Raw genomic sequence first — 25,394 nt, 5'->3', positions numbered from 1 at the left:
AAAACCAAATGGAGGAAAAGACATGAGTGTTATATCAATGAAACAACTTTTAGAAGCAGGTGTCCACTTCGGACATCAGACAAGAAGATGGAACCCTAAGATGGCTCCATACATCTACACAGAGAGAAACGGTATCTATATTATCGATTTACAGAAGTCTGTAGGCAAGGTAGACGAAGCTTACCAGGCAATCTCTGATATCGCAGCAGAAGGCGGATCCATCCTGTTCGTAGGTACGAAAAAGCAGGCGCAGGACGCTATCAAGACTGAATCTGAACGTTGTGGAATGTTTTATGTAAATGAAAGATGGCTCGGTGGCATGCTCACGAACTTCAAGACGATCAAGAGCAGAATCAACCGCTTGAAAGAAATCGAAAGAATGTCAGAAGACGGTACTTTTGATGTGCTGCCTAAGAAAGAAGTTATCCAGCTGAAGAAAGAATGGGAGAAGCTTGAGAAGAACCTTGGCGGTATCAAAGAGATGAAGAAAGCACCGGATGCAATCTTTGTAGTCGACCCTAAGAAAGAAAGAATCTGCGTACAGGAAGCACATACGCTTGGCATTCCGCTTATCGGAATCGCTGATACGAACTGTGACCCGGAAGAGCTGGATTATGTGATTCCAGGAAATGATGATGCTATCCGTGCAGTTAAATTAATCGTTTCCAAGATGGCAGATGCTGTTATCGAAGCTAACCAGGGAGCAACCGGATACGAAGAAGAATACGTAGAAGGCGAAGACGCTTACGAGGAATCAGCAGAAGCAAACTAATTCAAAGGAAGGGAACTTCCTGACTATAATGTAGATGGAGGACGATAAGATGGCAATTACAGCTAGTATGGTAAAAGAGTTAAGAGAGATGACAGGCGCGGGAATGATGGACTGCAAAAAGGCTCTTAACGAGACAGACGGCAATATGGATGAAGCGGTAGAATACCTGAGGAAGAACGGACAGGCCAAAGCAGAGAAGAAGGCTGGACGTATCGCAGCAGAAGGCCTTGTCATGGCCGAAGTAAAAGACGATAAGACGGCGGCAATCGTAGAGGTGAACTCCGAGACGGACTTCGTGGCAAAGAATGCCGAGTTCCAGGGATTCGTCAAAGCAGTGACAGAACAGGCAGTGGGCACGGACGCGGCTGATATGGACGCGTTCATGGCTGAGGCATGGAAGGAAGATACATCTAAGACGGTGAAAGATGCCCTCACAGAAAAAATCTCTGTTATCGGCGAAAATCTGAACATCAGAAGATTTGAAAAAGTAGTGACGGACGGCTGTGTCGTATCTTACATCCATGGTGGCGGCCGTATCGGTGTTCTTGTAGAAGCCGATACAGATGTTGTCAACGACGATATCAGAACATGCCTGAAGAACGTGGCTATGCAGGTTGCTGCAATGTCTCCGAAGTACACGTCACGTGATGAAGTGTCACAGGAATATATCGACCATGAAAAAGAGATTCTGCTTGCCCAGGCTAAAGTAGAGAATCCTGACAAGCCGGACAACATTATCGAGAAGATGATCATCGGACGTCTCAACAAGGAGATGAAAGAAATCTGCCTGCTGGACCAGGTATACGTACAGGACAGCGACCTGACGGTTGCCAAGTATGTAGAGAAGGTGGCAAAAGAGGCTGGCGCCAATATGTCAGTGAAAAGATTCATCCGTTTTGAGACCGGAGAAGGTCTTGAGAAGAAGAACGAAGACTTTGCGGCTGAAGTAGCGGCACAGATGGGTCAGTAATTAAGTATCTAGTATAAGCGCGACAGACACATAAAAGAAGAGTCGATGCAAGTAAATTTGCAATCGGCTCTTCTTTTGTATGTTTACCGTGCAGCGCACATATAGCGAAATGAAGCGAAGCAGAGTCGAGATAAGCTTTGGTTTGGTGCAGATGAACCGAGTTTGGATATCTTAAATTCATAGCGAAATATCTAATAAGTTATGATAAAATGTATTTAATTAAGAAATAGGATGTTTTGAGAAATCGTACGCAAAACAAAGCAAGAGTTAGATGATTTAAATAATGACAGATGTAGCTCAAATCAAATGCTGAAGCATAAGAAGAGGGGAGATGCAAAGGGTAATGACGATAGGAATCATAGAAGATGACAGGCTGCTGAACAAGGCGCTGGACATTGCCTTGAAAAAAGAAGGATATGAGACGCTGCAGGCTTATACCTGTAAGGAGGCCAGAGCGGTCGCGGCGGACGAAAGGACAGCACTGCTCATACTGGATATCGGCCTGCCGGACGGCAGCGGGATAGGACTTTTCAAAGACATTTCAAAGGGAAGGAAAGTACCGGCCATCTTCCTGACGGCAAGGGATGAAGAGAAGGATATGCTGGCGGCCTTTGACGCAGGTGCGGATGATTATGTGGTGAAGCCGTTTCCGATGAAAGTGCTCATCAGACGAATTGAGGCGGTGACGCGGCGGTCCGGCGGACAGGAGAGGGTGCTTTCCTGCCGCGGATTAAGGCTGCATCCGGGTAAGAAGAAGGTCTGGGTTGGAGAAGAGGAAGTCCATCTCACGCCAAAGGAGTACCGCCTTCTGGAATTTATGATGGAGAATACGGGACAGGTCCTGACGAAGGACAGTGTGCTGGAGCATGTCTGGGACATCGACGGACAGTTTGTCGGTGAGAATACGGTCAGTGTCACGGTGAACCGGCTGAGAAAGAAGATTGAATCAAAAGAACGACAGGAGAAGTACATAGAGAATGTATTCGGCATGGGGTACAGGTTTGGCGAATGACAGAGCAAAGTACAAAGGAAAGGGACAGGCGGGATGCATATGTGGATGGGACTGATTGGAGCCGGTCTTGGCGGGCTGTGTGCCGGGTTTGGCACGGCGTACTACAGGCAGAGGAGACAGCGGGAGAAGGAGCTCAAAGAGATAGCAGAGCTGGCTGCCGACATATTGAATGGAACAGAGGTTACAGGAGTGTCAGCCTGTGAGGAGACGCTCTATGCTCATATCGAGCATACGCTGTCCAGAATCCAGAGGATGGCGATGGGCAGGCAGGAAGAGGTGGAGAGAAGCCGCGCGCAGATACAGCAGCTGATTACGGAGATTGCCCATCAGATGCGTACGCCTCTTACGAATATGGAAACCTATCTGGAATTTCTGCAGGAAGAAAGCATAGAAGAGGAAGATGCAAAGGAGTATCTGGAGGCAGTAAGATGTGCAGAACAGAAACTGCATTTTCTCGTGGAGAGCTTTATCAAGATGTCCCGCCTGGAGCACCACATCATACAGGTCAGGAAGGAGGAGACGGATCTGTCCGCCACGATATCCGGGGCTCTGGGGCAGATAGGACGGAAGGCACAAGAAAGAGGAGTCACTGTCGAGGCGGCAGTCCCGGAGAAGATACAATGTCCCCATGACGCCGGCTGGCTCGGCGAAGCCTTGCTCAATGTACTGGACAATGCTGTAAAGTACAGCAGGGCCAAAGGAGTGGTGGAAGTCTCGGCGGTAAAGAATGAGATGTTCTGCAGCATCCAGGTCCGGGACTACGGAATCGGCATAGCAAAAGGCGAAGAAAACAAGGTGTTCCAGCGTTTCTACCGGGGTAGCCGGGTCACGTCCGAGGAAGGCTATGGCATCGGCCTGTACCTCGCAAAAGAGATCGTAGCACGCCATGGAGGGTTCATGAGGATAGTCAGGATGGATCCGGGGGTAAAAGTAGAGATGCAGTTGTTAGAACTTTGTTAGATTTATCCTCTATACTGGCACTTATATACAGCAGTATTTAAGAGGAGGAGACAGCATATGGAGATGGTGAAGGCAGCAGGCCTCAGGAAGTATTATACAAATGGGGCGAACGAGGTACGTGCGCTCGACGGAGTGAGCCTTACGGTTGAGGAAGGGGAGTTCCTGGCTATCGTCGGCAGCTCCGGCAGCGGGAAGAGCACCCTTCTGAATATGATGGGCGGGCTGGACGAGCCGACGGCAGGCGGGGTGTGGATCAGAGAGAACAGCTTGAGGGATATGGACAGGGAAGAACGTACCATCTTCCGCAGAAGAAATATCGGATTTGTATTCCAGCAGTACAATCTCGTGCCGGTATTGGACGTGTACGAGAATATCCTCCTGCCGCTTAGGTTGGACGGGATGCCTGTGGACGAAGCGTATATAGACCATATTGCCGAAGTGCTGAAGCTGAAGGAGAAGCTTTACGAGATGCCGGAGACACTCTCCGGCGGTCAGCAACAGAGGGCGGCAATCGCGAGGGCGCTCTCCGTCAAGCCTGCAATCATCCTGGCTGATGAGCCGACCGGCAATCTGGATTCCAGGACAAGCATGGAAGTCATCGGACTCTTTCAGACATGTGCCAGGCAGTTCCACCAGACACTCATTATCGTCACCCATGAAGAAGAAGTGGCCCAGATGGCGGACCGGATCGTCCGTATCGAAGACGGAAAGATATGGGGACAGGAGGAACAGCCATGAGACGAAGCAGCGGTCATGTTCCCAATACAAATAGCCAGGTCATACGTATGCTGTCAAGGAAGATCGGGAAGGCAGGCAGAGGCAGGAACCGGATCCTATTCGGCGCGGTAGTGCTCGGAATCGTGACGCTCTGCATGGTGTTCGGCGTCTCCCGCGGAAAGATCCAGGCAGAATACCTGAAGTCGGTGCGGCAGGACGGTACGGCGGCTGCCACATATCTGGAAGATCCGACGAAGGGACAGTATGAAAAGACAAAGAGCTTAAGCTACATAAAGGAAGTGGGGAGAAGCAGTACCCCCGGATATGCATATGAAGAACCGGACAGCACCCCTCTCTGTGAGATGACATGTCTGGACAAGACGGCTTGGGAAGTGATGGAACGGCCTGCATATACAGGTATAAGCGGGGGCTATCCGAAGGGCAGGCAAGATCTTATGCTGCCGCTTCGGGCACTGGAACATCTCGGCATCCGTGAGCCCAAGAAGGGGATGAAAGTCCGGCTTACGGTAGAGATAGGGCTGTTTCGGACAGAAGAGGAGACATTTACCCTGTGCGGCTGGTACGAAGATTATGTGGAACCGTCCTCACATATGGCAAAGGGATACATATCAGAAGAAAAGCTGAAGGAGTGGGGCGGCAGTATCGGAAAGCCAGATTCCCTTCTTATCCGGCAGAAAGACAGCATGGATGGGCGGAGGACGGAAGAAAGACTCTATGAAGACATCAAGATGGACAGCACGTCTCAGAGGTTTACAGGGGGCAATACGTACAACTATGCTGCTGTGAACCGGTTTATGGGAGGATACGGTCTTGCGGCAGCCGGAGCAGCGCTCGTGCTAGCAAGCATCTTTTTCCTCATACATAACGTCATGCACATATCCATGGCAAAGGATATCCGGCAGATCGGCCTTCTGAATACGATCGGCACGACAGAAAAGCAGGTCCGCCGCATCTACTTCGGGCAGATATGGCGTATCTTATGTATGGGGATTCCCACGGGCGTAATCTTATCCATAGTGATTCTGTCAACCGTGATTCCCCGGATACTCGGCAGACAGTACCTGTTCCGGTACGGAGGGGCGGCAGGGCTGAAGGTGCTTCACCCTGAGCTGGTTGCCCTTGCCGTTATCTTCACCGGCATTGTGGCTATAGGTGCTGCGGCAGAGACGATCTGCCGTGCAGTCAGCCGCTCTTGCGTAGAGGCGCTGCACTATACCGGAACAGGGCAGAAGAAGACAAGGCGGCAGCCAAAGACAGGCACGGCTGGCAGGAGAAGGAGGTCGCCGGAACGGGAGGTGTGCCACATGGCGTGGCAGAACCTGTTCCGCCACCGCGGCAGATTCCTGCGTACGGTACTATCCTTGTTCCTCGGGCTTGAGGTGGCTCTGGGAGCCGCCGTAATTGCAGCGGGGACCGATTACAGCCATGCGATAGAAAGCAGGCCGGACTTCCTCATATCCGGCGCATTCGGTCCATGGGGAAAGTCGCAGGGATATGGAGAAGAATATAAAGGCAGGAACCCCCAGGAGGACCCATTGGAGACGGAAGGGGATAACTTTGCCCTTCTGACAGACAACGATTATGATACGTTCTCGCCGTTAAGCGAGGAAGTAACAGAACAGCTGCTGGCCGTGGACGGGGTGGATAAGAAGAAATCATACGCGGCTATCGGCGGATACATGTATCCGAGGTATACGAAAAAAGGCGTCCGCCCGCTGGTGAGGGACAAAGAGGCGGAGACAGATGAGAATTATGATGACAGCATCGGCACGGTCATAGACCTTATCGAAGCGGCGGGAAGCTGTACGATACAGATTCTGGACAGGAAAGAGATAGAAGAACTGAAGGAATATGCCAGGGAGAGCGGCGCGGCGGCCGATATGGAGAGTCTGGAAGATGGCACCGGCGTACTGTACCTGCACGACCATATCCTCTCACCGGCCAAGGAAAAGCAGGCCGTGGAAAGTGTCGGGGAACCTGTCGTATTTTCCAGGTTATGGTCCAAAGAAGAACGTGACAGGCGGATGGATGCCTCCGTGCAGGAGCTGGAAGAGATGGGAGAGGTTAAGACAGAAAAGTCTGAGCCGATGACGCTGTGCGGCTATATGGACACGAAAGCGGAAGGGTTCCCGGAACTTAAGCGGACGTGGCACGGCCCCCGCATCGACTATTTTGTCATCAGTGAGGAAGGATTTGAAAAGCTTGGGATTACAAAAAAGACCTTCTTTCTGGAGCTGAGCGTGGAGAAAGGCAAGGAGCACGCCGCAGGAGAAGCGATTCAGCAGATAGCAGGCAGGGAGAACATCAGACGGGGAGAAGAGGCGGGGCTCTTGATCCTCAGCAAGTCGGGCCTGCTCTTAGAGGCCCAGAGATATATGCAGGGGAGCCGGCTGATACTGGGTGTGCTCGGCATGATACTGATATTCGCCGGACTGATGAATTACCTGAATGTGATGGTGACAGGCATATGGTCGAGACAGAAAGAGCTGGCACTGCTGGAAGGTATGGGGATGACGCACAGGCAGCTTAAACGGATGCTCATGGCAGAAGGCCTGTATTACTGTCTTCTGACGGCAGGGCTTATGCTTACGGCAGGAAGCGGCATACTTGGTCTTGTATGCATCTATATGAAGGCCAGGCTTGCATACTTTACATTTACCTATCCGTGGGTTCTGTATGCGGTTATGATCTCCGTGCTTGCATGTATCTGTATCTCCGTACCTGCGATTGTCTATAAAAGGATGGAGAAGACGGGGCTGACGCAGCGGATGGCGCAGACAGACTGATTGATAACATATAGACAATTATGTGAAATATAAATCAATTGAGCGAAATGTTAATAAAAAAACAATTATTGACAGATAATTTAAAGCCCGTTATAATCAAAGTAGTTTCATATATCGGGTGATGGATTTAAGAGAGTCTATCTGTGTGATAGCGCCGAAGGGGAAAGGGATGACCGAAACTCTCAGGCAAAGGAATTAAGTTCGGACGATACTCTGGATGACAGGGGTGAGTATGGATATCAGTGTGATATTTATATTTGCCCCTTTTTGCATCATCGGGGGCAGAAGTCGAGCGTTCCATCGCCGGTATGAACTTGTAAAAGTCAATCGATACAGACTATGAAGGAGGTAGGGATATGGAGCGAAAGACGCCGCTTTACGAAGCGCATGTGCAGGCAGGCGGGAAGATGGTCCCGTTTGCCGGATACATACTTCCCGTGCAGTATGGCACCGGGGTGATGAAAGAGCACATGGCAGTGCGGACGCAGGCAGGGCTGTTCGATGTCTCCCACATGGGAGAGATACGGTGTGAGGGCAGGGATGCACTTTCCAATCTGCAGATGCTGCTTACGAACAACTTTGAAGGGATGGCAATCGGGCAGGCGAGGTACAGTCCGATGTGCAATGAGAATGGCGGGACCGTAGACGACCTGATTGTCTACAAAGAAGGAGAGGAACGTTACTTTATCGTAGTCAATGCCGCAAACAAAGATAAGGATTATGAATGGATGGTGGCACACCAGTCGGGCGAGGTTACGTTCACCGATGTCTCCGAACGGTATGCGCAGCTTGCGCTCCAGGGGCCAAGGGCCATGGATATCCTCCGCAGGATTACGGAGGAAGCGTGCATTCCGCAGAAGTATTACCATGCGGTGTTCGAGGCGGAGGCGGGCGGGATTCCCTGCATCATATCAAAGACGGGATATACAGGAGAAGATGGAGTGGAATTGTATCTGGACAGTGGGAAAGCAGAGCAGATGTGGAATCTTCTGCTGGAAACCGGAAAGGAAGACGGACTGATTCCTTGCGGACTGGGGGCCAGGGACACGCTGCGCATGGAAGCGGCCATGCCGCTCTACGGACATGAGATGGACGAAGAGGTGACGCCGCTTGAGACGGGGCTTACATTCGCAGTCAAGATGGCCAAGGAGGACTTTATCGGCAAGAAAGCCATGGAGAAGCTAGGAGAGCCAAAGAGAAAGCGTGTAGGGCTTAAAGTGACCGGACGGGGAATCATCCGGGAGCATCAGGATGTATATGTGGGCGATACCGTAATCGGACATACGACGTCCGGCACGCACTGTCCATATCTTGGCTATCCCGTTGCCATGGCGCTTCTCGAGGCAGAATATACGGAACCGGGCACAAAGGTAGCGGCAGAAGTGCGGGGCCGTATGGTTGAAGCAGAGATTACGGCACTTCCCTTTTATAAAAGAAACAAGTAGACGGATGACAGGAAAGATAGAAAAAGAAAGGAATGGATAGTTATGAAATTAGAGCAAGGAGTATTGTATTCCAAATCACATGAATGGGTAAAAGAAGAAGACGGAGTGTTCGTGATAGGCCTGACAGACTATGCACAGTCTGAGCTTGGCGACCTTGTATTTGTCAACCTCCCGGAGGAGGGGGATGAGATAACGGTGGGAGAGCCTTTTGCAGACGTGGAATCTGTCAAGGCAGTCTCAGATGTATACGCGCCGGTATCTGGCGTTGTGAGCGAGGTCAATGAAGAACTGCTGGACGCCCCGGAACGTATCAACGAATCACCTTACGAGGCATGGTTCGTAAAAGTGAAGGACGTGTCTGAAAAGGAAGAATTATTATCAGCAAAAGAGTATGAAGCATTAGTCGAGAGCGAGAAAGAGTAAGGAGGTGTTCCTATGGGCTCATACGTTCCAAACACCAGAGAAGAGCAGAAAGCCATGCTGAATGAAATTGGCTTTTCTTCTATGGAGGATTTATTCATCCACATTCCGGATGAAGTAAAAGTAAAGGGCACCCTGGATCTGCCCGAAGGCATGTCCGAATTGGAGGTCCGAAGAAGGATGCAGCAGATGGCTGCAAAAAACACGGTATTTCCTAGCATTTTCAGAGGGGCCGGTGCATACCGCCATTTTATACCGGCCATCGTGAAAAGCGTCACTTCAAAAGAGAACCTGATGACGGCCTACACACCGTACCAGGCCGAGATCAGCCAGGGAATTCTCCAGTCGATTTACGAATATCAGACGATGATCTGTGACCTGACCGGTATGGACGCCTCCAACGCTTCGGTCTATGACGGAGCGTCAGCCGCTGCGGAAGGGGTTGCCATGTGCCGGGAACGGAAGCGGAAGAAAGCATTTGTGTCGGCAGCGGCGCCGCCGTATGTACTGGAGACGGTCAGGACCTATTGCTTCGGCAACGAGATGGAGCTGGAAGTGATACCGGAGGCAGACGGCGTAACAGACCTGTCCTGGCTGGAAGAGCATATTGACGCGCAGACAGCCTGCGTCTATATCCAGCATCCGAATTATTACGGCAATCTGGAAGATGCTGCAAAGGCAGGCGAGATTGCCCACAGCGCGGGTGCCAGATATGTCATGGGTGTGAATCCTATATCGCTTGGCGTCCTGAAGACGCCGAGGGAGTACGGTGCCGATGTGGCAGTCGGAGAAGGGCAGCCGCTTGGGCTTATGCTTGGGTTTGGCGGACCGTATCTTGGCTTTATGACTTGCGTAGAAGGGATGACAAGGAAGCTTCCAGGCCGCATCGTTGGCGAGACGAAAGATTCTAATGGGAATACAGGGTATGTATTGACGCTTCAGGCGAGAGAGCAGCATATCCGGCGGGAGAAGGCGTCCAGCAACATCTGTTCCAACCAGGCACTCTGTGCACTCGGAGTGGGCGTATATCTGGCGGCGATGGGACAGGAGGGCATACAGAAGGCTGCGCGGCAGTGCATGTCTAAGGCACATTATATGGCAGCAGAGCTTGACGCGATCGGTTATAAGACTCTGAACAAGGCAGAGTTCTTCCATGAATTTGTCACGGGCTCAGACGTGCCGGCGCAAAGAGCACTGGAAGCATTGGAAAAGGAAGGGATTCTCGGAGGTTATCCACTTGCGGACGGAAAGATACTCTGGTGCTGTACGGAGATGAACACAAAAGAAGAGATCGACAGGGTGGTCCGTATTTTGAAGGAGGTGCAGTAGATGCTTATATTTGAAAAAAGCAGACCGGGCAGAGGCATGGATCTGCTTCCGGCATGTGACGTGCCGGTAGTGGAACCTGCAGAAAAAGACAGGCGGAAGATGGCGCTGCATCTGCCGGAGATGTCGGAAAATGATTTGAGCAGGCATTACACGGAGCTGGCGAAGAAATCCCACGGAGTCAACGATGGATTCTATCCCCTTGGCTCCTGTACGATGAAGTACAACCCGAAAATCAACAATGACATGGCCGAACTTCCCGGCTTTACAGAGGTTCATCCGCTGCAGCCGGAACAAACGGTACAGGGATGTCTTGAAGTCATCCGGACTGCGGAGGAGTACCTCTGTGAGATTACGAGGATGGACCGCATGACGATGCAGCCTGCGGCAGGGTCGCACGGAGAATTTACAGGCCTTCTGCTGATCAAGGCATACCATGAAAGCAGAGGAGATAAGAAGCGAACGAAGATTATCGTTCCCGATTCGGCACATGGCACGAATCCGGCAAGCGCCACTATGGCCGGCTATTCTGTCGTGAGCGTGCCCTCCGGCCCGGACGGATGCGTGGATATTGCGAAGCTTAAGGAGGCGGCAGGAGACGACATAGCGGGTCTGATGCTGACCAATCCGAATACGGTAGGCCTGTTCGACAAGAATATACTGGAGATTACAGAGATTATCCATAGCTGCGGCGGCCTGAACTATTATGACGGAGCCAACCTGAATGCGGTGATGGGTATAGTAAGGCCGGGAGATATGGGCTTTGACGTCATCCATCTGAATCTGCACAAGACATTTTCCACACCTCACGGTGGAGGAGGGCCGGGAAGCGGTCCGGTAGGCTGTAAGGAATTTCTCGTCCCGTTCCTTCCTTCCGTACTCGTGGACGGAAAAGAGCGGCTGTCCTTTATCAGGCCGGAGCAGAGCATCGGTGAGATGAAGAGCTTCTACGGGAATTTCCTCGTCGTCGTACGGGCCCTGGCTTATATGCTCACACTTGGAAGGGATGGAGTCCGGGAGGCAAGCCAGAATGCGGTATTGAACGCGAACTACATGATGCACCAGTTAAAAGACTTGTATACGATGGCCTATGACGAAGTGTGTATGCACGAATTTGTCATGAGCCTGGAGGACTTGAAAAAGAAGACCGGAGCAGCCGCGACAGATATCGCCAAGGGACTTCTTGACAACGGCATTCATCCGCCTACCATGTACTTCCCGCTTATTGTAAAAGAGGCACTGATGGCGGAGCCTACCGAGACAGAATCGAAAGAGACGCTGGACAGGGCGATAGAGGTATTCCGTAAGCTGTATCATGAGGCAGAAGAAGACGTGCAGCGTCTGCACGACGCGCCGGTTACTACGCCGGTGTCACGGCTCGATGAGGTGGGAGCCGCCAGGCATCCGGTCCTTCGTTATCACTTTGAAGCATAGGGAGAATACGGATATATGGTGGAACGAATCACATACATAGAGGCAGAGCAGACCGACCCCCGGAAGAATCTGGCATTGGAAGAGCGGCTTCTCTTAAGCTGTGCCGGCGATGAATGTATCCTGTACCTCTGGCAGAATGCCAACACGGTCGTCATCGGACGGAACCAGAATGCGTGGAAGGAATGCCTTGTCAGCAGGCTGAAGGACGACGGCGGGTATCTTGTGCGCCGCCTGTCCGGAGGCGGCGCGGTATATCATGACCTGGGCAACCTGAACTTTACCTTTCTTGTGAGTAAAGATAATTATGACCTGGACAGACAGCTGGAGGTCATCGTGCGGGCAGTGCAGAAGCTTGGCATAGAGGCGGAAAAGTCCGGACGCAATGACATACTGGCGCAGGGAAAGAAGTTCTCCGGCAATGCGTTTTATGAGCAGGGAGCCTGCTGTTATCATCACGGCACGCTGATGGTGGATGTCAATATCGGGGAATTGTCAAAATATCTGACCGTGTCAAAGGAGAAGCTGAAGTCGAAGGGTGTGGAATCTGTGAAGTCAAGAGTCGTCAATCTGAAGCAGTTCTGCCCGGAACTGACCATCGGCATGCTGAAAGAGTCTCTGCGCCAGGCATTTGAGGAAGTATATGGAAGAAAGTGCGGGATTCGCAGGCAAAAGGAATTAGAAGGCGAGAAGCTGGAAGCGGCAGAGCAGAAATATGCTTCCTGGGACTGGACTTATGGACGCAGGATGGAATTCGAGCATGAGCTCTCCCACCGGTTCCCGTGGGGGAATCTGACGCTTCAGTTCAAGGTGAAGAACGGCAGGATAGCAGATGCGGCGGTCTGGTCGGATTCCATGAAGCCTGGCTTCATGCTTGCTCTCCCGGAATACATGAAGAACCTGGAATACAGGCGTACCGCCGTGTGCGCGCAACTGGGGCTCTTCTGGTCCGATGACGCGCAGGAAGAAGCGATGCTGGCGGATATCATCACGTGGCTGTCGGCAGCAGAATTCTAATAAGGAGGCATGATATGGCAGAAGATACATTTGATTTGATTATAATTGGTGCAGGGCCCGGAGGATATACAGCTGCAATCAGAGCGGCAAAGAACGGGCTTAAGACAGCGGTCGTAGAGGCCGGACGGGTCGGCGGTACTTGCCTGAACCGGGGCTGTATCCCGGCAAAGGCTATGATTCACGCATCTTCTTTGTACCAGGAGATGCTTTCGGGCGGGACGTTCGGGGTGACAGCTTCCGGGGTCGCCTATGATTACGGTAAGATCCTGGCCTACAAGGAAGAGACGACAGACCAGCTCTGTAAGGGGGTAGAACAGCTCCTCAAGGCGAATAAGGTGACGGTGATATATGGAAAAGGGACGCTTACGGGTGACCGGGAAGTCAGGGTCATAGACGCAAGTGGGGCAGCACAAGTCTATGAGGCCCGGCATGTGCTGCTGGCGGCCGGGTCAAAGCCCATGCTGCCGCCCATCCCTGGAATGGACCTGGAAGGGGTGCTGACGAGCGATGGGCTGTTCAAGCTTGCGGAAGTGCCGGATAGCCTGCTCATAATCGGGGGCGGTGTTATCAGCATGGAATTTGCGACCGTGTATCTGGCCCTTGGCAGCAAGGTTGCCGTCGTGGAGGCGCTTCCGCGCCTTGTGCCGAACATGGATAAGGAGATATCCCAGAATCTGAAGATGCTTATGAAAAAACGGGGGCTGGATATCCACACAGGAGCATCGGTAAAGCGTATCGAGAAAGAGGGAGAGCATCTCGTTTGCGCATTTGAAGAAAAGGGGCAGGAAGTAAGAAGTTCCGCCCGGTATGTGCTGTGTGCAGTTGGCCGCTGTCCGGATACGGATGACCTTCTGGAAGAGGGTACGGGTATCCGCCTGGATAGAGGAAGAATCGTGGTGGATGACAGGTTCTGCACAGACATGGACGGCGTCTATGCGGTGGGCGATCTGATAAAGGGTACGCAGCTCGCCCATACCGCCGCCGCACAGGGGATGTATGTAGCGGATATCATAGCCGGGAGGAGCCCGTCCGTGGACCTGGGCGTAATCCCCGGCTGCGTATACACGGAGCCGGAGATCGCGTCGGTCGGCATGACAGAGGAAGAGGCCAGAGATAAAAGGTGCGAGATCAAGACAGGCAAATTCATCATGAGCGCCAACGGAAAATCTCTCATCACAAAGGAAGAACGGGGCTTTATCAAAGTGGTTGCAGAGGCTCATACAGGAGTTATCTTAGGCGCTCAAATGATGTGTGCGAGAGCCACGGATATGATTGGTGAATTCACGACGGCCATTGCCAACAGGCTGACCGTGGAGCAGCTATTGAAAGGGATGCGTGCACACCCGACTTACAATGAAGGGGCCGGCGAGGCTCTGGAGGAAGTATTTGGAGAAGCCATCCATGTCGTCCCACGGAGGCGATAGTACAGGACATATTATGTAAAGCATATTATAGAAAGGATAATACATCTGCCATAAGGTGTAAGGGATAGAAAGATGGGATATAAAAGTGATATTGAAATTGCCCAGGATGCAAAGATGAAAAGAATTAATGATATTGCCGCCTCTATTGGGATTCCGGACAGATATATAGAGAACTACGGGAGATATAAGGCTAAGATCGACTATCGCTATTACACGGATGAGCTGGCGGACCGCCCAGACGCAAAGCTGGTGCTAGTGACGGCAATCAATCCGACTCCGGCAGGAGAAGGAAAGACGACGACCACCATTGGCGTGGCAGACGCCATGAACCGTCTTGGCAAAAAGACGATGGTCGCTTTAAGGGAACCGTCGCTTGGACCGGTATTCGGAGTCAAAGGCGGCGCGGCGGGAGGCGGCTATGCACAGGTCGTACCGATGGAAGATATCAATCTCCACTTTACCGGAGACCTGCACGCCATCGGGGCTGCCAATAATCTTATAGCCGCCATGCTGGATAATCATATCCATCAGGGCAATGCACTGGATATCGACACGAACAAGGTGACGTGGAGAAGATGCGTGGACATGAACGACCGCCAGCTCAGAAGCATCGTGGACGGGCTCGGTTCAAAAGCGGACGGGGTGACGAGACAGGACGGCTTTGACATTACGGTCGCTTCTGAGATTATGGCAGTATTCTGCCTTGCGAAGGATATCACGGACCTGAAGGAGAGGGTAGCCAGAATCATCGTTGCATATTCCAGGACAGGAAAGCCTGTGACGGCAGGCGACCTGAATGCACAGGGAGCTGTCGCGGCGCTTCTTAAGGATGCCCTGAAGCCGAATCTTGTCCAGACGCTGGAGGGGACGCCGGCATTTATCCACGGCGGACCGTTCGCCAACATCGCACACGGATGCAACAGCGTCATCGCCACGAAGATGGGCATGAAGCTGGCAGATTACATGGTGACGGAAGCAGGGTTCGGTGCAGACCTGGGGGCTGAGAAGTTCGTGGACATCAAATGCAGGATGTCCGGCCTCCGCCCCAATGCCGTGATTCTTGTGGCGACCATCAAGGCGTTGAAATACAACGGGGGAGTGGCGAAAGCGGACTTGCAGGAGGAGAATCTGAATGCGCTTAAGAAGGGCATTCCGAACCTGCTGAAGCATATTGAGAATATAACAAAAGTATACGGCCTGCCTGCCGTAGTGGCAATCAACAAGTTTCCGACAGACACGCAGAGGGAGCTGGATCTTGTACGGGAAAAATGCCGGGAGCTAGGGGTTCACGTGGCATTGTCCGACGTATGGGCTGGCGGCGGCGCCGGCGGCCGGGAACTGGCGGAGGAAGTAATCCGTCTCTGCGAAGGGGAGAGCACGATGCGGTTCGTATACGATACGGAAGCGTCCATACAGGATAAGATAGAGGCCATAGCCGGTGAAGTATATGGAGCGGACGGTGTTGACTACACACCTAAGGCAATAAGAGAAATCAGGAACCTGGAAAGCATCGGACTTGGCAATCTTCCCGTATGCATGGCAAAGAACCAGTATTCTCTGACCGATGACCCGAAAAAGCTCGGCAGGCCGGAAGGCTTCCGTATTACGATACGGGACATAGCCGCATCTGCAGGAGCCGGCTTCCTCGTGGCGCTGACAGGTGATATCATGAAGATGCCGGGGCTTCCGAAGGTGCCGTCTGCGGAGAAGATTGATGTGGATGAGGACGGCGTGATATCCGGGCTGTTCTAAGGAGGAGATAAGAATGATGATGCTGGAGATGAAGACGACGGATTTTCTCGAGGCTCTTTCTTCTGCCGCTCCGGTGCCGGGCGGCGGAGGGGCCTCTGCTGCCGCGGGAGCCTTGGGCGCCGCCCTTGGCATGATGGTGGCGAACCTGACGGTCGGCAAGAAAAGGTATGCGGATGTGGAAGCAGAAGTTGCGGCGGTCAGAGACAGGCTGGAAGTCTTGCGGGAACGGCTGGTGGAACTTACAGATAAGGACGCGCAGGCGTTCGAGCCTCTGTCAAGAGCTTACGGGCTGCCCAAAGAGACAGAAGAGCAAAAAGAAGAAAAGGCGAACGTGCTGGAACAGGCGCTGTATGATGCAAGCATCGTGCCGCTTGAGATTATGGAGACGGTGACAGAAGTGATATGCCTGCTCGGCGTGCTCGGTGAGAAAGGCAGCAGGATAGCGCTAAGTGACGTAGGCGTAGGGGCCCTGTTCGCCCAGGCGGCGCTTAATGGGGCCTCCCTGAATGTATTCATCAATACGAAGCTGATGAAGGACAGAAATCGGGCAGAGGAGCTGAACGAGAAAGCAGATATGCTGATTCGGGAAGCCAGGATTATGAAGGAAAGGATATACGGCGGCGTATTGGAACATATCCGTTAGGGCAGGAGGGAAGACAATGGGCATAGTGATGAAAGGGGCAGACGTAGCGGCGGCTATGAAGGAGCGCCTTGTAGAGGAAACAAAGAGATTGACAGAGCAGGGGATACTCCCATGTCTTGGCATCGTACGTGTGGGGGCAAGGCCGGACGACCTGGCGTATGAACGTGGGGCCAGGAAGAGGATGGAGGCCATCGGAATCGGATGCCAGGTGACGGAACTGCCGGAAGACATCACGCAGGAAGAGTTTGAGAAAGAATTCTGCAGAGTAAATGACAATCCGAACATACACGGAATCCTTCTCTTTAGACCTCTTCCGGCACACCTGGATGAGGATCCGGTCAGGGAGATGATACATCCGATGAAGGACGTGGACGGCATGAGTCCGGTGAATATCGCCAAGGTATTTACCGGCGATGAGTCAGGCTATGCGCCGTGCACCCCAGAGGCAGTGATGGAGATGCTGGATTACTATAAGATAGACCCGAGAGGAAAGAGAGTGACCGTCATCGGAAGGAGCATGGTCGTCGGGAAACCATTGTCCATGCTTCTGCTGAAGCGGCATGCCACAATCACAGTGTGCCATACAAGAACGGAACAACTGGAACAGACGTGCCGGGAGGCGGAAGTATTAGTGGCGGCGGCCGGCAAGGCCAAGATGGTCAGCGGCAGTATGGTCGGGGACGGCGCTGTCGTGGTTGATGTGGGGATTAATGTAGACGCACAAGGAAATCTCTGCGGTGATGTGGATTATGATGCCGTACAAGACAAGGCATCTTATATCAGCCCGGTACCAAGAGGAGTCGGCAGCGTGACATCTTCGGTACTGGCGAAGCATGTCGTAAGAGGAGCGGCATATTTAAGTGGGAGCCGTTAGAAGATCTTCCGGAAGGGTGGAACTATGAGACGATATACGAAGATGTTTTTTCTGGCGGCGGCGGCCGGACTGTCCATCGGCATGGGGGGAACGGTCTATCTCTCTGTGGATCATAAGGTACTGGGGTCCGTGCTCTTTACTGTCGGGCTGTATGCGGTCGTGCTGAACGGCCTCTATCTCTACACTGGCAAAGTAGGCTATCTTGTCGGTCAGACGGATAAGAAGACATACGGCTTACTGCTCGGTGTCACCTGGGCCGGCAATCTGGCCGGCGCCGCGCTTGCCGCACAGGCCGTGCTCATGACACGGATAGGAGGGATACGAAAAGCAGCGGCAGGAATCTGCAGGACGAAGCTTGACGATACTCCGTTCAGCATCCTGCTGCTTTCCATCTTCTGTGGCCTTCTTATGTTTATCGCCGTAGATGGCTTCAAGCAGAAGGGGAACCCGCTGATCTTATTTCTCTGTGTCAGCGTGTTTATCCTGTGCGGCTTTGAACATTGTGTCGCAAATATGTTCTATTTCACGCTGGCCGGCGCATGGTCGCCGAAAGCGGCGGGATATCTGCTGATTATGACACTGGGCAACAGCCTGGGGGGCATGCTCATACCGGCGATAAAGAGGCCGGAAGGATAGAGGCATACCACGGAGAGGCCGATACGCGCCGTTAAGCATAGCTTATCGCAGCAGAGGGAGGCTGCCGGTCAGCTTGTTTACCGCTTTTTTTCTTCCGCAGATTCCGATGCCATAATAGGTAAATGTATCCGCACCTGCCGCTTTCTCGATGAATTCTTCATATACGTTGCAGCTCTGTGCCACATCGGAGAAGTCGACGACAGTCAAGTCTGAGAACTCGGGGGCATAGAGCTGCTCCCTTATGTCTTTGATCTTATCAGCGGACGTTTTGAGGATGGGTACCGGTACCGCGATGATGCCGAGATGGGTCCTGCCATCTTTATCACGCACGTCAGGCCCTACGGCCTCTGGAATATGCCTGCCCAGGGTGATGCCCATGATGCCGGCCGTGTTGGCGGCAATGCCGGCCGGAAGCGCTTCGTCTATTACCATGACACATTTTTGATCCTGTATTTCCATTATTCTTTTCCTTTCCTGGTTCCTGTTCTTGGGCTATTTTAATACAAACCAAGAAAAGATTCTTGTAAGATATGACACCTGTCCCCGCATAACAGCACCTTGAAGCAGCCGGTTGACACATCGTATCAGAAATGGTAATATGCAAGTGAGCACTTGCATGAGCGGAGGAGGTGATGCACTTGCAGGACGAGACACAGGAGAAGATCATATCGTCGGCCATGTCGCTTATCATGGAGCGGGGGTATTCCTCGACGACGACAAAAGACATCGCATTGAAAGCAGGAGTGAACGAATGTACGATTTTCCGTAAATTTAAGGGAAAGAAAGAGATTGTGCTGTCGGCAATGGAATTGCCGGAGTGGAACCCATGCCTGTCGGAGGAAGATTTTCCATACAGCGGGGATGTCTTAAGCGACCTTCTGTCTTTTTCCAGGACGTACATGCGGAAGGTGACGCCCCGCATGGTAAAAGTGTCCATAGGTCTTCGGACGCCGGAACTATATCCACATACGGCGGACTCCATATTAAAAGTGCCGGCGGTATTCAAGAAGGTGCTGACGGAGTATCTGGAAAAGATGGCCGGCGAAGGGAAGATAAAAGAGGGTGACTGCGAGAGCCTGGCAATGATGTTCCTGTCCATGAACTTTGGTTTTGTATTCTTACATGCATCCTTCGGAACGAATCTGACCCAGGTTGAAAAAGAGAAGTATATCTGCAACAGCGTCCGCGTATTTGCGGACGGGATACGGAAAAGCTAATGGTACCTCCGGTACCATTCTTTTATGACAGTGATGCAAGTGAACACTTGCATAAAGGAGGGAGAATAGTGGTCTATTTTATCGTTACAATATATACAGACAAGAAACAGGGACGAGGTTCATATGACGAGTACATACAGGAGGTCAGACCCCTCGTTGAAGCGTACGGGGGAACGTATATCGTGCGTTCCGATAACGTCATGCCACTGGATGAGAGATGGAAGCCTGCACGTGTCATCGTCATCGAGTGGGAGAGCAGAAGGGATCTTGAGAGGTGCCTTAAGTCGGAAGCATATAAAAAGATCGTATCGAAAAGAGAGAACTCAGTGGACAGCAGGGCAGTTATCGTGGAGGGGTAGAAGATGGAAGTATGCAGCAATGTACATCAAATCAGGATAGATTTTCATGTGACAGATCAAATCAAGAGGTATGTCTATCTCTACCTCATCACAGGCAGGCGGTGCTGTCTCATAGATGCCGGGGTGGCGGGATGTGAAGATAGTATCATAGCGTACATGGGCCAGATAGGCCGAAGTCAGGACGAGATCGATGCGCTGTTCCTGACACATGCCCATCCCGACCATATCGGCGGGGCATCTGCGTTCAGGCGGATTACAGGCTGCAAGGTATATGCGCCGGAGGCGGAACGGGAGTGGATAGAGGATATCGGCGTACAGTTTGCAGAGCGGCCTATACCTAACTTCTATAACCTGGCAGGGGATTCCGTTACGGTAGATGTACCGGTCAGGGAAGGGAGCATCATCCGGCCGGCAGAAGGCGTGACGATACGGGTGCTTGATACGCCAGGGCATTCTGCCGGCTCGGTATCTTATGTACTGGAAGAAGCAGGTGCGGTCTTTACGGGAGATGCCATACCTGCGCGGGATGATCTGCCGATTCTTACTGATATAAGCAGGAGTATGCAATCCATTCAGACATTACAGACTCTGGAACATATACGGTACTGCTGTCCCGCATGGGACCAGATATATGAAGGCAGCCAGATAACAGAAGCGCTCCAAAGGAGCAAAACACTCCTGGATAAGCTGAAGCAGTGTGTGCTGCGGGTGGAGGAGCTGTATCCGGACAGGACAGAAGCAGAAAAGTTGGAGATGATCAAGGTACATATGGGATGGAGACACCTGGCATCCAACCCATTATTTGCGGCAAGTATAAAAGCCTGTATTGAATAACAGGCGCCGGACAGGTATAATAGTCTGTATCTCCGCATCAGAGCAGGATGTAGGAAGCAGGGGGCGGGGATGGGAGGATGAATCATGAAGTATTATTTTGCCCCGATGGAGGGGATTACCGGTTACATACACCGCAATGCATTCCAGGCGTTCTTTCCTGGCATTGACAAATATATCACTGCATTTATCGCGCCAAACCAGCACGGGAAGCTCAGTTCCAGGGAAAGAAATGACATTCTTCCGGAACATAACGAGGGAATGCGCGTCGTACCACAGCTTCTCACGAACAATGCCGATGACTTTATCCTGACGGCGAAGAAGCTGAAGGACTTTGGATATGATGAGATTAATCTGAACCTTGGCTGTCCGTCCAAGACTGTCGTATCCAAGTACAGGGGATCTGGATTTCTGGCAAAGCCCCAGGAGCTGGACCGATTTCTGTGTGAGATATTCGACAGGACAGAGGCGGATATATCGGTCAAGACGAGGATCGGAAGGGACAGCCCGGAAGAATTCCACAGGCTCATGGAAATCTATAACCAATATCCTCTTAAGGAACTTATCATCCATCCGAGGACACAGCAGGATTTCTATAAGAACAGTCCTAATCTGGAAGTGTTTGCACAGGCGCTGGCGATGAGCACATGCCCGGTGTGTTATAACGGTGACATATTTACGGCAGAGGACCTGGAAGTGTTCCGGGCGCGCTTCCCGGACGTAGATAAGGTGATGCTCGGAAGAGGGCTGCTTGTCAATCCGATGCTGATAGAGTCGGCAGAAAGAGGAGAGGCTTTGGATCAGGAGCGGATACGAAGGTTTCACGACAGAGTGTACAGCGGTTACAGAGAAGTGCTCTCCGGGGACAAGGTTATCCTATTCAAGATGAAGGAACTGTGGTGCTATATGATTCATCTGTTCCCGGACAGTAAGAAGCATGCGAAGAGGATTCGCAAGTCGGAGCGGCTTGCCGCCTATGAAGATGCAGTCGATGCCTTGTTCCGGGAGTGCCGGGCACAGGAGCCGGACAGGGAGCCAGAAGACAGGAGCAGCGAAGGAAAGGAGACCCTGATATAAGTGATCCGTACCATTACAGCAGCGGCCGTCGGGGCCGCTGTATTCCATATAATCGGGCGATGCTGTACCCGGGGAGGCATATCAGGGAACGCATCTTCGCGTACGTGGATCTGCTGCGCTTCAGGTACCGCAGCGGTACTGTACTGCCTGTACCGGTACAAGGGTACAGGTGCCTGCCTGACCATGTTCGGGTTTTTATGTATCCTGGCAGCGGTGACGCTCACTGACTTGTACCGCAGAGAGATTCCGGATATATGCTGTGCGGCAGTCATCATACTGGCGTTCTTGTCGGTATGGACGCTGCCCGGCCTGTCCTTGTGGGATAGAGCAGCCGGAAGTCTCTGTGTCAGCGTGCCGTTTCTTGTCATTGCCCTTATCGTGCCAGGTTCTTTTGGTGGTGGTGATATCAAACTGATGGCCGCCTGCGGATTATTTCTCGGGTGGAAGGTTACAGCCGTATCTGCGGCAGCGGCGGTTCTGACGGCGGGCGCCAGCATCGTGTACGGGATGGCTGCCGGCAGGAGGAAGATAGGAGATGCCATTGCCTTCGGTCCGTTCCTCTGTATAGGTATGCTGATGGGAATCATGTGGGGCAATCGGGTGATAGAGTGGTATGTATCGTAAAACAGCTATAAATTTTTTTGTTTTTATGAGCCGTTTTAAGCTCCGGCATTGTCTTATTATTATAGAGCATGATTATCAAGTTTGCGATTTAGTATATAAGGAGCGGAATATAATATGAAAAGATTTAAGAAATGGCTGGCGCTTGTTCTGGCCGTGGCTCTCCTCGGAGCCAATGTGGTCTATTCCATGGGCAGCGAGCTCAAGGCGAATGAGATTGAGGGAGAACAGCAGGATGCACAGGCGGAAAGCACGGTTGAGGCCGGACAGCAGAAGTTCAGCTCAGACGGAGTGGACGTGGAGGTGACAGACTCTCAGCCGGAGCCATCTGGACAGACGGACAGCGTGGCGGGACAGGAGCCGGGGCAGCAAGATCAAAAAGAGGAACCGGTGCAGCCAGAAGCCGGACCGGCACAGCTGGAGACGGCAGTCTCGGATGCAGGTGGAGAAGATTCACCTGTCGTGGCGCAGCACAAATTGACCGTCAAGGCGGCAGATTCCGCCCCAGGCAGCGCGGTAATGAAAACCGCCGGTGAGACAGCGGAAATAGACTTGTCAGGGGATTACGAAAGGCAGGTAGAGGAAGCGTCCTCTGTAACGCTGGAAGTCAGACCAGACGATGGATATGAGGTTAGGCAGGTGACAGCCAACGGCGTGGTACTCGATGCCACAGGAACAGAAGATGGCGCCTCTACATATGAGATTCGGGAAATTACAGAAGATAAAGTCGTCGAGATCTCTTTTGCTGAGAGTGCCGGGGCGTCAAGTGCGCTGAGCGCTACCGGTAGTAGCAGGGCAGCAGTTCCTGAGGGCAATTATACGATTACGTATAAGGTGGCCGGACAGTTCCAGAACGCATATAAGCTTACGAAGGGCAGCGACGGAAAGACATATACGACAGATTCGATTGCCTGTGAAAAAAGACTGACGTCTTTTGGAGTCTGGCTCAAAACAAAGTCAGGAACGGCAGTGATGCCGGTAACGATGACACTTGCCAATGACGTGACAGGCACAGATACGAACGGAAATCCGGTCAGGTATACGAGAGGAACCGTAATATCCAAACTGGACGGAAGGAACGCCAAAGTCGTCATGCCGTACAGCCATACGTATTTTAAAGCTGATTCTAATATACAGATAGAAGTGTCACCGGCGGAAGAAGCCACATATCAGGTGACGTACCATGTGGCGGACGGATACAGAGTTGGGTATACGCTGACAGGGAACGGTGCTTCCGGGCTGGATTATACAAGATACTCGCAGTGGTGCAGCAGCCGTTTCACTTCATTCGGCGTATGGCTGAAGGCCGGAAACAGCCAGGTGATGCCGGTGAAGATGACGCTGTCAAGTGATGTAAAGGGGACCGATGACAAGGGTAATCCGGTGACATTCGCCAAAGGAAGCGTTATATCAGAATTAAGAACGAGTGGTAACGGCCAGACAGGTGCATACGTATGCAATGGCTTTAACTTCACTTATTTTGAACCGGATTCGGATATCCATATCCAGGTGGAGCCGGCATTGTTCAAAGTCCATACCGAACATTATCTGGAACAGCTGGACGGCAGCTATCGGCTTGAGGATGATGTGGAAGGGGACGTATACGATCCTGGCACAGAAGTCAAGGCTGAGCAGGCACGGTATACAGGATATGCTTACAACCCAGATGCGAAGGGGACTGTGGCGGAAGGAACTGTGACCGGCCTGGAAAGCCTCGTATTGAGGCTGTACTATGACAGAAATGTCCATGAAGTATCTTATGAGATAGATGGTAAGGCCGACGCTGTAAAGGAGGCATATAAATACGGCGATAAAGTTACTCTTCGGGAAGTTCCTGCAAAAGCGGGCTATGACTTTGACGGGTGGAATGTGGAGCAGGATTTTGACATGCCGGATGAAGATGTAACTATCTACGGCAGTTTTGTGGCCAGAGGCGACACGCCTTACCGGGTAGAGCATTATAAAGAAGGATTGGACGGATCATATGTCCTGGATGCCAATGCTGTCGAAGATAGGAGTGGCAAAACAGGTGAAGAGGTGACGGCGGTGCCGACTGATTTTGAAGGGTTTGACTACAATCCGGATGCGGAAGGCAGCATAGCTGCAGGCACTGTCAGCGCAGAGGAGGAGCTTGTATTAAGACTGTACTATGACCGGAAAAGCTACCAGGTAATCTATCAGCAGCCGGACGGGCAGCGTATCGCAGAACCAGATACTTATCTGTTCGGAGAACAGACCGGAGAACTCAAAGAAGCTCCTGCGAAGACAGGATATTCGTTTGGCGGGTGGAATATAGATGCCCTTCCTGAGACGATGCCTGCGGCGGATATCGTCGTCGAGGGAAGCTATGATATCAACAGCTATTCCGTCACGTATATGGTTGACGGCGAGATATATGGGATGCCTGTTCTGCATGAATACGGCAGTACGGTTACACCGGATCCGGAGCCTGTCAAGAGGGGCTTTCGCTTCAGCGGGTGGAACCGTCCATACAGCTTCGACATGCCGGCAGAGAATATCGTGATAGAAGGGACTTTTGAAGTAAACAGCTACGATTATACGGTACAGTATTATTATGGGGATGTCCTGGACGAATCCCGGAGCGTGACGGCGCAGGCTGAATACGGAACCACGGTTGCCGCACCGGCGCCGGAGATGTCAGAATATGATGGACAGAGGTATCGGCTGTCGGACGGCACGTATGAGCTTAAAGTGAGCGACGATCTGGAAGAGAACATTATCAGCGTACAGTATGAGGCAGATGCGGACGCTGTGGCGGCAGGGACGCCTTCGGAAACGGTGCCGGCATCTCCGTCCGCACCAGATGCCGTTGGCGGGGCTATAACGCCTGCGGATGGCGGGAAGGCACCGGTGCAGAGCAGGTGCATCCTTCATTTCTTCATAATCCTGGCAGCCTTTGTACTGGAACTATTCTATATCAGAAGCAGGAAGAAAGAGCAGCTTAGATGCTTTGCAATGCAGCAGGCATCAACCCAAATAAAATAAGACGATTTATATCTAATAGGAAAGCGGGGACGAGGATGTCATATCATATGACATCCCCGTCCCCGCTTTCCTTTCGT

The 25,394-nt window shown here is 52.1% G+C and carries 23 protein-coding genes and 1 riboswitch; of the genes, 22 read left to right on the top strand and 1 reads right to left on the bottom strand.

Going from position 1 to position 25,394, the window contains the following annotated elements; all coding sequences use genetic code 11:
• The first annotated feature begins 22 nt into the window (after nucleotides 1-22).
• From rpsB to HJV72_RS06425, 16 genes are all read left to right on the top strand, one after another.
• Complete coding sequence (gene rpsB, locus HJV72_RS06500; RefSeq protein WP_049729535.1) at nucleotides 23-772, top strand: 30S ribosomal protein S2; 750 nt, start codon at nucleotides 23-25, stop codon at nucleotides 770-772.
• Between the two features lie 49 nt (nucleotides 773-821).
• A complete protein-coding gene (tsf, locus tag HJV72_RS06495) occupies nucleotides 822-1,742 on the top strand; it encodes a translation elongation factor Ts (RefSeq protein ID WP_066574874.1) in 921 nt (306 codons plus the stop codon).
• A 331-nt stretch (nucleotides 1,743-2,073) separates the two neighbouring features.
• On the top strand, nucleotides 2,074-2,754 hold the full coding sequence (locus HJV72_RS06490; protein ID WP_243765544.1) for a response regulator transcription factor: 681 nt from the start codon (nucleotides 2,074-2,076) through the stop codon (nucleotides 2,752-2,754).
• 39 nt (nucleotides 2,755-2,793) lie between these two features.
• A complete protein-coding gene (locus HJV72_RS06485) occupies nucleotides 2,794-3,714 on the top strand; it encodes a sensor histidine kinase (RefSeq protein WP_208069653.1) in 921 nt (306 codons plus the stop codon).
• Between the two features lie 57 nt (nucleotides 3,715-3,771).
• Nucleotides 3,772-4,452, top strand: a complete 681-nt coding sequence (locus HJV72_RS06480; RefSeq protein ID WP_208069651.1) for an ABC transporter ATP-binding protein — start codon at nucleotides 3,772-3,774, stop codon at nucleotides 4,450-4,452.
• Nucleotides 4,449-7,238: an ABC transporter permease gene (locus HJV72_RS06475; protein WP_243765543.1), complete on the top strand. Its 2,790-nt coding sequence runs from the start codon at nucleotides 4,449-4,451 to the stop codon at nucleotides 7,236-7,238. Before HJV72_RS06480 ends, HJV72_RS06475 begins: the two co-directional genes overlap by 4 nt.
• 118 nt (nucleotides 7,239-7,356) lie before the next feature.
• A riboswitch (glycine riboswitch) is annotated at nucleotides 7,357-7,446 on the top strand.
• 148 nt (nucleotides 7,447-7,594) lie between these two features.
• The gene (gcvT, locus tag HJV72_RS06470; RefSeq protein ID WP_208069649.1) at nucleotides 7,595-8,683 is read left to right on the top strand and encodes a glycine cleavage system aminomethyltransferase GcvT; all 1,089 of its coding nucleotides are present in this window, start codon (nucleotides 7,595-7,597) and stop codon (nucleotides 8,681-8,683) included.
• A gap of 42 nt (nucleotides 8,684-8,725) precedes the next feature.
• On the top strand, nucleotides 8,726-9,106 hold the full coding sequence (gene gcvH / locus HJV72_RS06465; RefSeq protein ID WP_208069648.1) for a glycine cleavage system protein GcvH: 381 nt from the start codon (nucleotides 8,726-8,728) through the stop codon (nucleotides 9,104-9,106).
• A 12-nt stretch (nucleotides 9,107-9,118) separates the two neighbouring features.
• Entirely contained in the window at nucleotides 9,119-10,432 is a 1,314-nt protein-coding gene (gene gcvPA / locus HJV72_RS06460; protein ID WP_208069647.1) for an aminomethyl-transferring glycine dehydrogenase subunit GcvPA, read from the top strand.
• Nucleotides 10,433-11,863, top strand: coding sequence for an aminomethyl-transferring glycine dehydrogenase subunit GcvPB (gene gcvPB / locus HJV72_RS06455; protein WP_208069644.1), 1,431 nt, complete (start codon nucleotides 10,433-10,435; stop codon nucleotides 11,861-11,863).
• 15 nt (nucleotides 11,864-11,878) lie between these two features.
• Nucleotides 11,879-12,877, top strand: a complete 999-nt coding sequence (locus HJV72_RS06450; protein ID WP_208069643.1) for a lipoate--protein ligase — start codon at nucleotides 11,879-11,881, stop codon at nucleotides 12,875-12,877.
• A gap of 14 nt (nucleotides 12,878-12,891) precedes the next feature.
• A complete protein-coding gene (gene lpdA / locus HJV72_RS06445; protein ID WP_208069642.1) occupies nucleotides 12,892-14,301 on the top strand; it encodes a dihydrolipoyl dehydrogenase in 1,410 nt (469 codons plus the stop codon).
• A 72-nt stretch (nucleotides 14,302-14,373) separates the two neighbouring features.
• Nucleotides 14,374-16,053, top strand: coding sequence for a formate--tetrahydrofolate ligase (locus tag HJV72_RS06440; protein WP_208069641.1), 1,680 nt, complete (start codon nucleotides 14,374-14,376; stop codon nucleotides 16,051-16,053).
• Nucleotides 16,054-16,069: 16 nt separating this feature from the next.
• Nucleotides 16,070-16,696, top strand: coding sequence for a cyclodeaminase/cyclohydrolase family protein (locus HJV72_RS06435; RefSeq protein WP_117772406.1), 627 nt, complete (start codon nucleotides 16,070-16,072; stop codon nucleotides 16,694-16,696).
• 16 nt (nucleotides 16,697-16,712) lie between these two features.
• On the top strand, nucleotides 16,713-17,570 hold the full coding sequence (locus HJV72_RS06430) for a bifunctional 5,10-methylenetetrahydrofolate dehydrogenase/5,10-methenyltetrahydrofolate cyclohydrolase (RefSeq protein ID WP_208069640.1): 858 nt from the start codon (nucleotides 16,713-16,715) through the stop codon (nucleotides 17,568-17,570).
• 24 nt (nucleotides 17,571-17,594) lie between these two features.
• On the top strand, nucleotides 17,595-18,206 hold the full coding sequence (locus HJV72_RS06425; RefSeq protein WP_208069639.1) for a formate/nitrite transporter family protein: 612 nt from the start codon (nucleotides 17,595-17,597) through the stop codon (nucleotides 18,204-18,206).
• A gap of 42 nt (nucleotides 18,207-18,248) precedes the next feature.
• Here HJV72_RS06425 and HJV72_RS06420 read toward each other — a convergent pair whose 3' ends face one another.
• On the bottom strand, nucleotides 18,249-18,665 hold the full coding sequence (locus HJV72_RS06420; RefSeq protein WP_208069636.1) for a DUF2000 domain-containing protein: 417 nt from the start codon (nucleotides 18,663-18,665) through the stop codon (nucleotides 18,249-18,251).
• Between the two features lie 173 nt (nucleotides 18,666-18,838).
• Between HJV72_RS06420 and HJV72_RS06415 the strand changes: the two genes are divergently transcribed.
• From HJV72_RS06415 to HJV72_RS06390, 6 genes are all read left to right on the top strand, one after another.
• A complete protein-coding gene (locus HJV72_RS06415) occupies nucleotides 18,839-19,423 on the top strand; it encodes a TetR/AcrR family transcriptional regulator (protein ID WP_208069634.1) in 585 nt (194 codons plus the stop codon).
• Between the two features lie 68 nt (nucleotides 19,424-19,491).
• The gene (locus HJV72_RS06410) at nucleotides 19,492-19,782 is read left to right on the top strand and encodes a DUF1330 domain-containing protein (RefSeq protein WP_330618843.1); all 291 of its coding nucleotides are present in this window, start codon (nucleotides 19,492-19,494) and stop codon (nucleotides 19,780-19,782) included.
• 3 nt (nucleotides 19,783-19,785) lie between these two features.
• On the top strand, nucleotides 19,786-20,616 hold the full coding sequence (locus HJV72_RS06405; RefSeq protein ID WP_208069632.1) for an MBL fold metallo-hydrolase: 831 nt from the start codon (nucleotides 19,786-19,788) through the stop codon (nucleotides 20,614-20,616).
• 84 nt (nucleotides 20,617-20,700) lie between these two features.
• Nucleotides 20,701-21,690, top strand: coding sequence for a tRNA dihydrouridine synthase (locus tag HJV72_RS06400; RefSeq protein ID WP_208069630.1), 990 nt, complete (start codon nucleotides 20,701-20,703; stop codon nucleotides 21,688-21,690).
• Nucleotides 21,691-22,314, top strand: coding sequence for a prepilin peptidase (locus tag HJV72_RS06395; RefSeq protein ID WP_208069628.1), 624 nt, complete (start codon nucleotides 21,691-21,693; stop codon nucleotides 22,312-22,314).
• Between the two features lie 114 nt (nucleotides 22,315-22,428).
• Complete coding sequence (locus HJV72_RS06390; RefSeq protein ID WP_208069626.1) at nucleotides 22,429-25,317, top strand: InlB B-repeat-containing protein; 2,889 nt, start codon at nucleotides 22,429-22,431, stop codon at nucleotides 25,315-25,317.
• Nucleotides 25,318-25,394 lie beyond the last annotated feature (77 nt).

The sequence above is a fragment of the Extibacter sp. GGCC_0201 genome, assembly GCF_017566055.1.
GTDB lineage: Bacteria > Bacillota > Clostridia > Lachnospirales > Lachnospiraceae > Extibacter.
Note: the sequence above shows the minus strand (reverse complement) of the source record. Positions and strands in the feature narration are given on the sequence as shown.